Below are 14,112 nucleotides of genomic sequence, written 5' to 3' on the forward strand. Positions count from 1 at the left end.
CTTACTTGTAAATAGATGTAAATTAATTATTTGCGAAGTATATATATGTTATGTTTGAGTTACAGATACCATAAGAAAGATCCCAGAAGAGGAAATCACATGCCAGAATGGGCAACTATAAGCCTCCGAGAAGAACTGATTGAGGAAATCAGAAAAATCCTTAAGAGAACCGGAAGGTACCGAAGTATTTCAGAGTTTGTTGCCGAATCAATTCGGCTGCGCTTGGAAGAACTCGGTAGCAAGGACGAACCAGACTTTGAGAAAGAACTACTTGCAGAAACTGTTTCACATAAACAATCTTTCCCGATAGCCCCTATTTCGTTGACAGTGCCAGTAGCGCATGGGACAAGAGACCACATCAACGTTCAGCTACAACGGTCCGATCAGATCTGGTGGGTTCTAGTAAGGCTTTTTGGAGATCTCGTTCGAAAAGACACTAAGGTTGACGCGCAAATCACACGAGAACTCCGAAATTGTCGAACCCTTATCAATTTTGTCCGTTCACACACGTGCCCTGAATGTGACATAGAGCTGGCAAATGAGCGCTTGCCAGATCTACAAAACAGTCTGGAGAAAGTTAAGCGCGATCTTATGGCGACAGCCATCTGCGTTTGTAACGACTACGCACGAGATTGGATAAGTGAACTTGACAAGGCCGAGAGGGGAGAACTTGGAGAGATTCCAACTGTTGGACCCAGATTTGTGCCTGGGTTGCCGAAGAGCAACAGTATTGGGTGGACAAGGATCACGTTGTCTAAAGCCGTTCCCCGAGAAAGAGTAGATCAAATCGCTAGAATGCTCAATGTGATGGTCAAGCCCGAGAACAGCCTGCATTTCGTTGTTCGGGGCGAGAAAAGAACGGTCAGAAGAGCCATTGAAATGTTGTATCAGCTCCAATCAAGCTGAACCTAGGTAAACCTTTACTGAGAGGGCGAAAAATGAGCAACAAGGTCGGCGCAACACTCGTCGTGGGCGGCGGCATCGCTGGAATACAAGCTGCGCTTGATTTAGCAGACGCTGGATTCAAAGTTTACGTGCTAGACGAGTCTCCAAGTATCGGAGGGACGATGGCGCAGCTGGACAAGACTTTTCCAACAAACGACTGTTCAATGTGTATTCTTGCGCCTAAACTTGTAGGCGTGGGAAGACATCCAAACATCCAGTTGATCACCAACGCAAGGTTGGAAGAACTTAGCGGTCAAGCTGGAAACTTTCAAGTTAAAGTAACTAGAAAACCGAGATATGTGAATGAGGAAACCTGCAACGGTTGCGGCATTTGCGCCCAGCACTGCCCCGTTGAAGTTCCCAACGAATTCGACGAGAAACTGAACATTCGAAAGGCGATTTACGTTCCATTCCCGCAAGCAGTTCCTTTGAAATACGCAATTGATGAGGAAAACTGCATCAAATGTGAACTGTGCAGAAACGTTTGCAGAGCTGGAGCCGTGGACTTCGATCAGAAACCAGAGGTTTTAACCCTTAACGTTGGAGCTGTTATTCTCGCACCTGGCTTTGAGGAATTTGACCCTCGACTAAAAAGCATGTATGGTTATGGACGATATGCCAACGTCGTTTCCAGCATTGAGTTTGAACGAATCTTGAGCGCATCTGGACCATACGGTGGAAGGGTCGTTCGACCCTCTGACGGAAAAATTCCATGGAGAATAGCTTTCGTACAGTGTGTGGGTTCACGCGATGCCCTAGTTGGAAACAACTACTGCTCCTCCGCCTGCTGCATGTACGCAATCAAAGAATCGGTCATAGCTAGGGAACACTCTCCAGGCGTTAGCTGCACTATCTTTTTCATGGATATGCGGGCATTTGGAAAGGAATTTGACTCTTACTACAACCGAGCTGTGGACGAATACAAGGTCAGATTCGTACGATCAAGAGTTTCAAGCGTACACGAGATTCCGGAGACACAGAACCTTATAGTAAGACACGTGGATGATGAGACTCCAAAGGACGAGGAATTCGACCTTGTCGTATTATCCGTGGGCATGAGACCGCCAAAACGAGCGCAAGAACTGGCTAAGATTGCTGACATAGAATTAAACAAGTACAATTTCTGCGAAACAAAGCCGTTTTCACCGGTGGAAACATCGCAGCCAGGAATATACGTTTGCGGCGCGTTTGCTGCTCCAAAGGACATTCCTGAAAGCGTGGCTCAAGCAAGTGGAGCGGCTGCTAAAGCAGGCAGTATCATAGCGACGGAGCGAGGCAAATTCGCAACCGGAAAAGTGTATCCACCTGAAAGAGACGTCTCCGGCGAGGAACCTCGCATCGGAGTGTTCGTTTGCCACTGTGGCATCAACATTGGCGGCGTGGTAAACGTTCCAGCCGTTGTGGACTACGCCAGAACGCTGCCGAATGTCATGTACGCAGAGCATAACCTTTACACCTGTTCGCAGGATACTCAAAAGGGAATTAGGGAAAAGATCAAGGAACATGAACTCAACCGAGTTATTGTAGCGTCATGCACGCCTAGGACACATGAACCGCTCTTTAGAGAAACTGTTCGCGAAGCTGGGCTGAACATCTATCTTTTTGAAATGGCAAACATCAGGGACCAATGTTCTTGGGTGCACATGCATGAACCCAAAGAGGCTACTGTCAAGGCTAAGGACTTGGTGAGGGCGGCTGTGGCCAAAGCTCGGCTATTGAAGCCCCTGAAAAAGCCTGTTATCAACGTGGCTCAATCTGCTTTGGTCATAGGCGGCGGCTTGTCCGGAATGGTTGCTTCGCTAGAGTTGGCGAATCAGGGCTTCGATGTTCACCTAGTGGAAAGAAAAAGAGCGCTCGGTGGACACGCGCGTGAGATTTACTATTTACTTGATCCACAAGATCCACAGAAGCAACTCGAATCAATAATCAGGGAAGTTGAGAGCGACAACAAGATTCACGTTCACCTGAACTCGGACATAGAGGACATTGAAGGGTACATTGGAAATTTCAAGACCACGATAGACAATGGTGGCGAAAAGAAAGAGATTGAACATGGCGTCGTGATTGTGGCGACAGGCGCAGCAGAGTACAAGCCAAATGAGTATCTCTACGGAACTGACCAAAGAGTGCTGACGCAACATGAATTAGAAAAGAAACTTGCCAAGGGCGATTTAAACGCAAGAACGGTAGCCATGATACAGTGCGTGGGCTCAAGAAATCCTGAGCGCCCCAACTGTTCACGAATATGTTGCGGTCAAGCGGTCAAAAATGCTTTGAAAGTCAAAGAACTCAGCCCTGATACTGACGTTTACGTTTTGTACAAGGATATGCGGACCTTTGGGTTCATGGAGGACTATTATCGAGAAGCATCTGACAAAGGCGTCATTTTCATCCGCTACGACGATGAACACAAACCCAATGTAACTAAGAAAGAGGGAAAACTGACTGTAGCAGCTTGGGAGCCTGTTCTTAAAGAATGGGTTCCAATAGAACCTGACCTCCTGATCTTAAGCGTGGCCACTGTTCCGCAGCCTGACAACAAGCATTTGGCTGAAATGTTGAAGGTGCCCTTGTCAAAAGATGGATTCTTCCTAGAAGCGCACATGAAACTGCGCCCAGTTGATTTCGCAACCGATGGCGTGTTTCTTTGCGGCATGGCGCATTCGCCGAAGTTTATCGATGAGAGCATTGCCCAAGCTTGTGCAGCAGCAGCTAGGGCTGCAACCGTGCTTTCGAAGAGCACCTTAGAGATGGAGGGAAGCATAGCGAACGTTGACGAGAATCTCTGCAGCGGGTGCAAAATCTGCGAGTCTTTGTGTGTCTACAACGCCATTGAAATGAGGATGAACAGCGAGAAACCGGTTGCCAAAGTTATTGAGGCGCTGTGCAAGGGCTGCGGCGTTTGCGGTTCATCGTGTCCTACCAAGGCGATTACGCTTGGACACTTTACAAACGAGCAGATTCTGGCGCAGGTCAAGGCAGTATTAGTGGAGGAGTCGAAGCATGACTGAGGACGGGTTTGAGCCAAAAATCATAGGATTCCTATGCGTCTGGTGTGCCTACGCCGGCGCGGATTTGGCTGGAGTCAGCAGAATTCAATACCCGCCCAACGTGAGGATTGTTAGGTTGATGTGCAGCGGACGAATTGACCCAGCGTTTGTTTTTGAGGCGTTTAAAGATGGCGCTGACGGCGTTTTAGTTGCTGGTTGCCATGTGCCGTCTGATTGTCACTATCTTTCCGGCAACTTTAAGGCTTTGAGAAGAGTGTTTCTCACAAAGAAGGTTTTGGAGCAGTTCGGCATTGAGCCTGAACGGCTGAGGGTGGAATGGGTTTCTGCCTCTGAGGGAGACAAATTCGCTATGGTTATAAAGCAAATGGTAGAGGAAATTCGAAAGCTTGGACCAAATCCATTAAAAAATGGAGGAATAAGTCATGAGTGAAAAGAAAGAAGCTGAAGCCAAACAGACATTGAGAATCTCCGACATTGACATGAAATTCAAGAGAGAGGTTCAGAAGATTCACGGCGGCGAACGCATGATGATGTGTTTCCAATGCGGGACATGCACGGCTGACTGTCCAATCGCTAGATTCAGCGACACGTACCGACCGAGAAAACTGTTACGAATGGCTCAGTTGGGACTAAAAGACAGGGTTCTCTCCAGTGACCAGCTATGGCTCTGTGCAGCATGCTACACGTGCGTTGATCATTGTCCACAGGATGTGGAAATATCCAGCGTTATCAGGGCTTTGAGAAACATGGCGGTGCAAGAGGGACATATGCCATTCGTGTTCAAGGAACTTGCAGGAGCCATCTTGGAGTCTGGTCTAGCCTACAAGATTCCTGAATTAAGACTGAGAAGAAGACAAGAAGTGGGGTTGCCGCCCTTACCTAAAGCCAGCGTAGACAGCGTAGCGAAGCTCATCAATCAAACGGGTTTCCAAAAGTTAATCGAAAAAGGAGGAAGTAAATGATGGCAAACAAAAAGTACCTGTTGTTCCTCGGATGCGCCATCCCATACAGAGTCTTAAGCTACGAAGTCTCATCGAGGAAAGTGGCTGCCAAACTTGGTTTAGAACTGGTTGAGATGCCTGACTACAACTGTTGTGGACTTCCACTTGATCCCGCAAGCCACGATGTTATGTTGACTCTTGCAGCGCGAAACCTTTGCATCGCCGAACAGCAAGGACTGCCTATCATGACATTGTGTCCAGGATGCGCTGGCACGCTACGCAAAGTGAACAGACTGCTCAAAGAAGATAAGCACGAGAGAGAAAGAATCAACGGTTTCCTCAAGGAAGTTGGGCTTCAATTTAAGGGAACAATCGAAGTCAAACACTTGATGCAGGTTCTAGCCGAAGACGTTGGGTTGGAGAAGATCAAGGAAACCGTTCAAAAGCCCTTGACCAAGCTTGCGGTTGCAGAGCACAATGGGTGTCACGTTGTGCGTCCTCAGAAGTACATAGGCTTTGATGATCCGGAAGATCCCAAGATTCTCAAGAGCTTAATTGAAGTGACTGGTGCCAAATGCCTCGATTATATGGATGAGACCGAGTGTTGTGGAGCGCCTGTGATTGGCGTCAACGATAAGATTCCTCTTTCGTTGGCTAGAGACAAACTGTCTCACATGAAAGCAGTCAGCGCTCAGGCGGTCATCACAGTTTGTCCGTTCTGTCACATGATGTTCGACACGAATCAGAGTCGGATTGAGAGAATGTTTAACGAAACGTATGGCATGCCTGTCTTGCACTATTCTCAGCTTCTTGGTTTGGCTATGGGTTTCACTCCTGACGAGCTGGCGCTCAAAGATTTGCGGGTTGACGCTTCAAAAGTCGTGAGTCTAGCATGAGCACACAGCCAAAGCTGAAGTTTGCTTTCTATTGGGCGGCGAGTTGCGGCGGCTGCGAAATAGCAGTGCTCGACGTAGACGAGGCAATACTGGATGTTGTAGCATTAGCGGACATAGTGTTCTGGCCTGTTGCCATTGACATCAAGTACAAGGATGTCGAAGCCATGCCAGATAAGAGCATAGATGTGTGCTTCTTCAACGGCGCGGTCAGAAACGAAGAGCAGGAGTATTTGGCGAAGCTGTTGCGTGGCAAAGCCAAAGTGTTGGTTGCGTTTGGTTCATGTGCTCACTTGGGTGGAGTTCCCGGATTAGCCAACGTATCTGACAAAAAAGAGATCTTCACAACTGTCTACCTCAACAATCCATCTACCTGCAACCCGGAGGGAGTTGTGCCGCAGACCAGATTCAAGGTTCCAGAAGGAGAGTTGAAATTGCCAGAGTTTCACGACACTGTCAAAGCGCTGAATCAAGTTGTAGATGTCGACTACTATCTGCCAGGCTGTCCACCCACACCAAAGAGAATTGTGGAAGCAGTCTTAGCCATAGCTAAGGGTCAGCTACCGCCAAAGGGCACAGTATTAGGACCTTTGAAATCTGTCTGTGATGAATGCCCGAGGAAGAAAGAGGACAAGAAGATTCATCACATCTACCGGGTTTACGAGATTACGCCTGAGCTAGAAAAATGCCTTCTAGAGCAGGGAATAATCTGTATGGGGCCTGCAACTAGAGGCGGCTGCGATGCTCAGTGCATAAGCGCTAACATGCCGTGTACAGGTTGCGGGGGACCATGTCCGAAAGTGGCTGAGCAGGGCGCTGCTATGATTAGTGCTTTAGCCTCTATACTAGGGGTGGAAGAGGAGAAGAACAAGGAGTTTAATCCCGATAAGCTGATTGCCCAAGTTAAGGACCCGTTGGGCACGTTTTACAGGTACGCTTTACCAGCATCAATTTTGCAGAGGAAGGTGATGAAGAAGTGAAGGAGATAAGTATTGACCCCATTACTAGGCTTGAGGGGCACGGAAGGATTCAGATCTTCTTGAATGACCAAGGAGACGTAGCAAATGCTTACCTGCAGATACCAGAGTTACGAGGCTTTGAGCGGTTCTGCGTAGGTAGAAAAGCCGAGGATTTGCCGCTTATTACGCCTCGCATATGTGGCGTCTGCCCAGTTGCCCATCACATGGCTTCTACCAAGACCCTAGATGCAGCTTTTCATGTTGACCCGCCTCCAGCAGCAAAGAAACTGCGGGAGCTCATGTACAGTGGCTACTACGTCTATGACCACACGTTGCACTTCTATTTCTTGGGTGGGCCTGACTTCGTGGTGGGTCCAACTGCTCCTGCTGCAGAACGAAACATTCTCGGCGTGATAAACAAAGTCGGCTTGGACGTTGCTAAAGAAGTGATTAAGCATAGAGCGTTTGGACAGAAGATTACTGCAATGATCGGTGGCAAGGCTACCCATCCTGTCTGTGGGTTGCCAGGCGGCATGTCAAAACCGTTGTCGGAGGAAGAGCGCCAACAGATTGAGAAGATGGGTGAATCCTCCGTTAAGTTTGCCCAGTTCACTTTGCAGGTGTTTAACGATGTTGTTTTGAAGAATAAGCAGTATGTCGATGTCATACTCAGCGACGCGTACAAGCATCGCACTTACTATATGGGTCAAGTGGACCAGAACAATAAGGTGAATTTTTACGACGGCAAGATTCGGGTAGTTAACCCGGAGGGCAGAGAATTCGCTAAGTGGGCGCCAGCTGACTACTTGAGTAATGTTGAAGAGCATGTGGAACCGTGGACTTACGTTAAACTGCCCTATCTCAAGAGAATCGGGTGGAAAGGCTTGGTTGACGGACCGGGCAGCGGCATCTACAGGGTTGGACCACTCGGACGATTGAACGCTTCAGAAGGCATGGCAACACCGCTTGCGCAGGAAGAATTCAAACGCATGTACGAAACCTTAGGCGGCAAACCAGTTCACTCAACACTTGCATTCCACTGGGCGCGGCTCGTAGAGCTCCTGTACGCGGCTGAACGAACACTGGAATTAAGCCGAGACAAAGAAGTGACAAGCAAAGACATACGCGGCAAGCCTGGGGAACCCGGCGAGGGCGTCGGCATAGTTGAGGCTCCACGCGGAACCTTGATTCACCACTACACGCTCGATGATGAAGGCTTAGTTAAGAAGGTAAACTTGATAGTTGCAACGGTTAACAATGCTCCAGCCATTTGCATGTCGATTAGAGACGCGGCGAAAGGCTTGATCAAAGGCGGCGTAGTCAACGACGGCTTGCTCAACATGGTGGAGATGGCTTTCAGAGCATATGACCCATGCTTCGGATGTGCCACACACTACGCAGTTGGACAGATGCCACTAGAAGTCAAAATCTACGACCACGACAAAAACCTGCTCAAAACAATACAAAGGTAACCATCTCAGTAAAACGCATGTGCCCCTTTCATTCAACAACGCTGAGGAATTATTGAGGATTCTTAAGGACAGAAAAAACGGAAAATTCAAAGCTGAATTTCCTGAGGCTGCGCCAGTTAGACTTTTCCGACTTTTTCCAGATGTTTCTTCTTCTTTTTGATGTTCTTTTTCCTCAAAGCTTTCATAAATTTCCCTCTGTCTAAACTAATATGCAGATGTTCTTTCTAGCGTTTTAGATTTTGCTTTCGAGCAAACTGGGAAGATATCACAGTTGGACACAGGAAGATGACACCATGACTCTCGGTATTCCACGCTAACATGGTACGTTTATAAGTTAGCGTCTATAATTGCTGTAAGACCAATTTCATTGGAATCATGAATCCAATCTTTAGGGAGAAGGTGCGCGGTGGCAATTGGACCTCACATGGCTTGCGTTGTCAATCGGAGTCCTTGCCATGTTGGTCGTGGTTTACTTATCATGGTCCATACTGAAGGAACCGCGTGGACCACGACAACTCGAAAAATACGCTGACTTTATCGAAGAAGGCGCTAAAGCCTTCATAAAACGGCAATACACAACTATAGGAATTTTCGCCGCTGTCTCGCTCATTCCCATCACGGTTATTTTCAGAGACTTGAGAGTGGGAGTTGCATTTGCCTTTGGGGCGTTCCTGTCCTTGTTGGCGGCATACATTGGTCTGCGCGTAGCCGTCAAAGCTAACATTAGAACCGCCAACGCTGCCAGAACATCATCTGCAAAGGCTTTTACTATTGCTTTTCGAGGAGGGGCGGTGATGGGTCTCTCAGTTGTGGGACTTAGCCTCATAGGTGTCAGCCTCCTTTTCCAGTTCTATCAAGACCCAGCGTTGATCGTGGGCTTTGGGTTCGGCGCCAGCCTTGCCGCCCTATTCGCGCAGTTGGGCGGAGGCATATTCACCAAAGGCGCTGACATAGGCGCTGATCTAGTTGGCAAGATTGAGCAGCGGATTCCCGAAGATGACCCGCGCAACCCAGCGGTAATTGCGGATCTTGTGGGAGATAATGTGGGTGACTGTGCGGGTCGAGGCAGCGATCTGTTCGAATCCATAAGTGACGACTACATAACAGCCATGATTTTGGGAGCAACTTTGCTCATACCATTAGGTTACGGCATTAACGCCTTCATGTTTCCGCTCATGCTCGGAGCCACAGGCGTAATAGCCACAATAGTCGGAGTGTTCGTCATAAGAGGATACAAGAAAACAAAGCCCATCATGTCATTCAACGTGGGCCTGCTAACTTCGTCGGCTGTAAGTATAATTGGCGCATTCCTCGCATCAACAATCCTCCTAAACAACCTAACCATATTCTATGCTGCTGTAAGCGGACTGGCAGCCAGCCTTGCAGTGGGAATAGCAGTGCAGTATTACATAGGCATAAACAGCAAACCAGTCAAGAACGTAGCTGAATCTTCGGAACGGGGAGCAGCCATTAACATTTTAACTGGCTTATCCTACGCGCTTCAAAGCCCCATCCTGCCCTTCATATCAGTCTTGACAGCCATCTTGTTCTCGTATTTCATAACAGACGGCTCAATGCCTCCACTCTACGGCATAGTAGCCGCCAACATAGGCACTGACCTAGCCATAGGCATAATCATGTCCAGCGACGCCTTCGGTCCAATAAGCGACAACGCACTGGGCATATCAGAAATGGCTCAGTCACGTCCATCGGACGGCGGCTCACTCGAAGAACTGGACACCACTGGAAACACAACCAAAGCGTACACTAAAGCGTTTGCCACGGCGTCAGGCACGGTTTCAACAGTGGTCATATTCCTTGCATACGCCGAGAACGTCAGACTTTATGAAATGAGCCTAGGACTCCTAAACCCTATCATAATCGTTGGACTTCTACTCGGCGCGATGCTTCCGTTCCTGTTCTCTTCGCTAGCCATCGGAGCCACTGGGAAAACAGCTTACCTAATGGTGGATGAAGTCAGACGACAACTTCGCGAAAACCCAAGCATCATTGAAGGAAAAGCTAAGCCCGACTACGCTCGATGCGTGGATATAGGTACAAAAAACGCTTTGAAACAGATGATTGCGCCTGGACTGCTGGCAGTCGCCTCCCCAATAATAGTAGGGTTCGCGTTTGGATCGTGGGGAAAATACGCTTTGGGCGCCATGCTGCTCGGCGCATTGGCCACTTCTGCTCTGCTGTCTCCGTTCTTCACCTTTGGCGGAGGCATTTGGGACAACGCCAAGAAACTGATCGAACAGAAATTCTGGATGAAGGGCACGCCGACACACGCAGCCGCTGTGACAGGAGACACAGTCGGTGACCCGTTAAAAGACGTTGCAGGTCCATCGCTCAACATATTCATGAAGCTGACAAACATGACAGCGCTGCTAATCGTGCCAGTGCTGCTTACGCTGTACCCGTAAGGCTGTCAAATCACGCCCGTTGTCTTGGCTAAGCTCTTAGCAGTTTCAGGTGTCAAAGTGCGTTCATCAAGAATAGTGTAACGATCAGGACGAATTTCAGCCGCACGAATCAAGGATTCCACAATGTGGTCGGGTTCAACACCTAATTCCTCTGCGGTTGTGGGCGCCTCCACACGCTTCAACGTGTCTCTTACCTGTCTCCAGTTGATGTTGTGCAGCCGCGCCATCATAATCGTGCCCACACCACACTGTTCACCGTGCAGAGCAGGTTTAGGCGCCACTTGATCCAGCGCGTGACCGAACAAATGCTCTGAACCGCTGCAGGGACGACTGCTGCCAGCTATGCTCATGGCTACGCCGCAGCTGATCAACGCCTCAAGCAGTACACGCAAACCTTCTTCCATGTTGGTTTTCAGTAGGCGAGCGTTCTTGATCATGAGTCGAGCACTCATCGAGGCGAGGTCAGCGGCGTACTCGCCATAATACTCATCTTTGACTTCGTGGGCAAGTCTCCAGTCGCGTACTGATGTGAGTTTTGATATGACGTCGGCGCATCCGCTCGCCGTAAAGCGATAAGATGAGTTGATGATGATGTTTGTGTCGGCTACGATAGCCATGGGCGACTGCGCCATCAACGAATACGGTTTATCCAGTCCTTTCAGCGACACAAGCGGACTAGCGATGCCGTCATGCGAGGCTGTTGTGGGCACGCTTATGAATGGAGTTTCCTTGTGTGACGCGCTGATTTTTGCCACGTCGATTTTTGTGCCGCCGCCTATGCCCAGAACCACTTGAGGTTTTAACTCTTCAATCTTGTCTTCGACAAAGACAATGTCTTTGATGTTGCAGGAGGTGACCACGAGATGGTCGATTTTTAGTCCTGCGTCCTTAAGCATGTCCATGACTTTGCGTCCAGCAACTTCCATGGTTTTTGGACCCATAACGATCATGGCGGATTTGGAGAAGCCCAGCCGCTTACATATTGGGCCAATCTGGTCGAGTGTGCCGTTTCCAACGACGACTTCGCGGGGCAACTGCATGCGGTGTAGGTTTAGGACCATCATGGACCACGGTTGTTACCGTTTTGAACCCTCCTAAATCTGATGTTAGAGGCTCTTAAATCAGTCGGTAAAACGGCGCAGCTCCATGAACAGACAAAAAGAAAGAGACAATGGGATGATGGTTGTCTGCTGATTAAGCGGGTTTTTCGGCTTTGATCTTGGCGTTCACAGAGTCAACGAGAACAGCGATCTTGTAGGCTACGTAGGCTAAGAGTACGGTGACAGCTATTTGGGCAAAGTCTTCAACGAGTCTGACGAAGTCGCTTAAAGCCATGTTGCCCCTGTGCTCCTTTTATGCGCCTAAGGCTATTTCGCCGATTGGGCTGAGGTCAGTTAGGGAGTTCATTTCGATTTTCATCTCTGAAACTGTGTAGAGGACGTTGTCTATGTAAAGTGAGCGCTGTATTGAGTAGGGCGACTGATAATAGTATCCGCTTTTGAGTAGATCCGAGTTGTCGCTCAGGTGGGTTATTGTGCCTTTGAGTTCTAGTCCTTGTTCGAGGGAGATGTTGAAGACGTAGGCTCCGTCCCACACGAAGTCGCCGTAAGCCCATGGTGGAAGTTCGCCGGGGTACTTTGACGGGTCGATTTCTGCCACAGTGACGGGTATGACGAGCAGGTTTTTCTCTCTGTCGAATAGGAAGGCTTTGTGGTCTCGCAGAATTGGCGAGTCTGTGCCTCTGTCTCCTATTTCGTATTTGGCGACTTCTCTCGGCGTTGAAACATCACTGACGTCGAAGAGGCTGATTTTTATTCCTTGGTACCATGCGAAGTTGCCGCCTTCGCCTTCAATGGTTTCTTTGCCTATGCCTATTATGTGGGTTTCGTCGTAGGGGTGCAGGTAGTCGGAGTAGCCGGTGATTTTGAGTTGACCGAGAACTTGTGGGCTGGTTGGGTTGCTGAGGTCTATGACGAAGAGTGGGTCAATTTTCTTGAAGGTGACTAGGTAGCATCGGTTGCCCATGAAGCGGGCGGAGTAGATGGTTTCGCCCGGCGCCAAGTCTTCAAGCGCTCCAACCGTGTCTAGTTCCATGTCTAGGATGTACACGTTGTTTCGTGATGCGGATTCGCCTCTTGCCCATACTTGGCCTTCTGTGGTGGCTATTCGGAAGTAGCCGTTGTGTTCGTCCATGCTGAACTGGTTGAGCACGTAGCCGGGCACCTCGCCGCTTGCTTGGTAGTCTATTTCTCCTTCGTCTATGCGTATTCGATGGATTTTTGTGGCTTCACCCTGGTTTTGGTAGGAGGAGTAGGTTACGTAGATGTTGCCCGGGGAAACGTACATGGTGCTTGCCCATCCCAGCAGGAAAGTCTTGTGCGTGGGTTCTTGCTGATCGTTGAGAATGTTCACGGCGAACACGTTGAGGTAGTTGCTGAAGCTGTCTGTGACGTTTGAGTAGTAGATCTCAGTTGCGGGGATTTCTTCGGTTCGGTCTGGGTAAGTTATTGTTGGGACCGTGACTTCGTTTTCTGTTATGTAGATTGGTTGGTTGGCCAAGACGTAGACGTAGTTGCCTATCATGCGGCTGTTGAGGTAGCTGCCTTCTACTGAGATGTTTCGGGTCAACGTTGGATTTGCCCTGTCGCCTATGTCGTAGACTTTAATCGTAGTCTTCTGTGTGTATGGGTAGTAGAAGCCGGGCTCAATCATTGTTCTGTACTCGTTGTAGTAGCTTGTGTCTTCGAACATGGCGAGTTTGTCATCGTTTATGAAGATGCCTCTTATGCCACCGTTAGACCTGATGCGGGAGAGGATTTCGATGTTTTCAGGCGGGTAAGCCTTCAATATGACTATGCTTTGGTTTGAGATGACGTAAATGTATGTGCCATCAGTCTTGACTATGTCGGCTTCGTCCACGCCTGCAACTTGAACATTCGTTGTTGAGTATTGAGGAAGCATGGATGAGTCCTCGCTTTTCGCTTGCATTGTTGTCGAACCGAAGAAATTCCACTGTTGCCTCGAACCTTCAAGGTAATATTGGCTCTGATACTGCGTGCTTGCAGCGACAAAGTCTCTGAGCTCCTCATAAGAAGTGAACGAGTTCAGCCGAGCTTCAGATTGGATAGGATAGTCTGGAACAACTGCTGCAATAACTGCCAAAGACATGATAATTGACGCAACCATCAAAGCATGAATCTTAGTGTCATTCATCACATGTAACACTCCATCTTTCAAACCAGTAATATAGCCTAAGGGAGACTTAATGCCATGCACTAGAACACCATGTACTAAAAACAGAACGCTACTGTGTTCATAAGTTGATGAATATGCAAGACTATGGTGTTTTGCTTCTTGCTTCGCTTTAAGCAGTTTCGTCTATTCTGTGCGCGCACGTGTTGTGTTCGCACGCGTAATATACCACTTGTAGCTGTCCTAGGCTGGGTGGGCAGCGGCAAACCGCTT

At 48.8% G+C, this 14,112-nt stretch carries 11 protein-coding genes; 8 read left to right on the forward strand and 3 right to left on the reverse strand.

The window, feature by feature from the left end; all coding sequences use genetic code 11:
- Window positions 1–99 precede the first annotated feature (99 nt).
- The 8 genes from VJ249_09195 to VJ249_09230 all read left to right on the forward strand — a co-directional run bounded on the left by VJ249_09195 (window position 100) and on the right by VJ249_09230 (window position 10,647).
- Window positions 100–906, forward strand: coding sequence for a DUF2096 family protein (locus VJ249_09195; protein ID HKZ94736.1), 807 nt, complete (start codon window positions 100–102; stop codon window positions 904–906).
- A gap of 32 nt (window positions 907–938) precedes the next feature.
- Window positions 939–3,956, forward strand: coding sequence for a CoB--CoM heterodisulfide reductase iron-sulfur subunit A family protein (locus VJ249_09200; protein ID HKZ94737.1), 3,018 nt, complete (start codon window positions 939–941; stop codon window positions 3,954–3,956).
- Entirely contained in the window at window positions 3,949–4,386 is a 438-nt protein-coding gene (locus tag VJ249_09205; protein ID HKZ94738.1) for a hydrogenase iron-sulfur subunit, read from the forward strand. Before VJ249_09200 ends, VJ249_09205 begins: the two co-directional genes overlap by 8 nt.
- On the forward strand, window positions 4,379–4,918 hold the full coding sequence (locus VJ249_09210) for a 4Fe-4S dicluster domain-containing protein (GenBank protein HKZ94739.1): 540 nt from the start codon (window positions 4,379–4,381) through the stop codon (window positions 4,916–4,918). The genes VJ249_09205 and VJ249_09210 overlap by 8 nt, the downstream gene beginning before the upstream one ends.
- A complete protein-coding gene (locus VJ249_09215) occupies window positions 4,915–5,793 on the forward strand; it encodes a CoB--CoM heterodisulfide reductase iron-sulfur subunit B family protein (GenBank protein ID HKZ94740.1) in 879 nt (292 codons plus the stop codon). The genes VJ249_09210 and VJ249_09215 overlap by 4 nt, the downstream gene beginning before the upstream one ends.
- Window positions 5,790–6,770: an oxidoreductase gene (locus VJ249_09220; GenBank protein HKZ94741.1), complete on the forward strand. Its 981-nt coding sequence runs from the start codon at window positions 5,790–5,792 to the stop codon at window positions 6,768–6,770. The genes VJ249_09215 and VJ249_09220 overlap by 4 nt, the downstream gene beginning before the upstream one ends.
- Window positions 6,767–8,221: a Ni/Fe hydrogenase subunit alpha gene (locus tag VJ249_09225; GenBank protein HKZ94742.1), complete on the forward strand. Its 1,455-nt coding sequence runs from the start codon at window positions 6,767–6,769 to the stop codon at window positions 8,219–8,221. The genes VJ249_09220 and VJ249_09225 overlap by 4 nt, the downstream gene beginning before the upstream one ends.
- Before the next feature lie 413 nt (window positions 8,222–8,634).
- Complete coding sequence (locus VJ249_09230) at window positions 8,635–10,647, forward strand: sodium-translocating pyrophosphatase (protein ID HKZ94743.1); 2,013 nt, start codon at window positions 8,635–8,637, stop codon at window positions 10,645–10,647.
- Between the two features lie 5 nt (window positions 10,648–10,652).
- Here VJ249_09230 and VJ249_09235 read toward each other — a convergent pair whose 3' ends face one another.
- From VJ249_09235 to VJ249_09245, 3 genes are all read right to left on the reverse strand, one after another.
- Window positions 10,653–11,708 (reverse strand): NAD(P)-dependent glycerol-1-phosphate dehydrogenase, encoded by a 1,056-nt coding sequence (locus VJ249_09235; protein HKZ94744.1) that lies wholly within the window; start codon window positions 11,706–11,708, stop codon window positions 10,653–10,655.
- 133 nt (window positions 11,709–11,841) lie between these two features.
- On the reverse strand, window positions 11,842–11,982 hold the full coding sequence (locus VJ249_09240; protein ID HKZ94745.1) for a hypothetical protein: 141 nt from the start codon (window positions 11,980–11,982) through the stop codon (window positions 11,842–11,844).
- Window positions 11,983–12,000: 18 nt separating this feature from the next.
- The gene (locus tag VJ249_09245) at window positions 12,001–13,860 is read right to left on the reverse strand and encodes a beta-propeller domain-containing protein (GenBank protein ID HKZ94746.1); all 1,860 of its coding nucleotides are present in this window, start codon (window positions 13,858–13,860) and stop codon (window positions 12,001–12,003) included.
- Window positions 13,861–14,112 lie beyond the last annotated feature (252 nt).

It is taken from the genome of Candidatus Bathyarchaeia archaeon, from assembly GCA_035283685.1.
In the GTDB taxonomy this organism is placed as follows: domain Archaea; phylum Thermoproteota; class Bathyarchaeia; order Bathyarchaeales; family Bathyarchaeaceae; genus DATETJ01.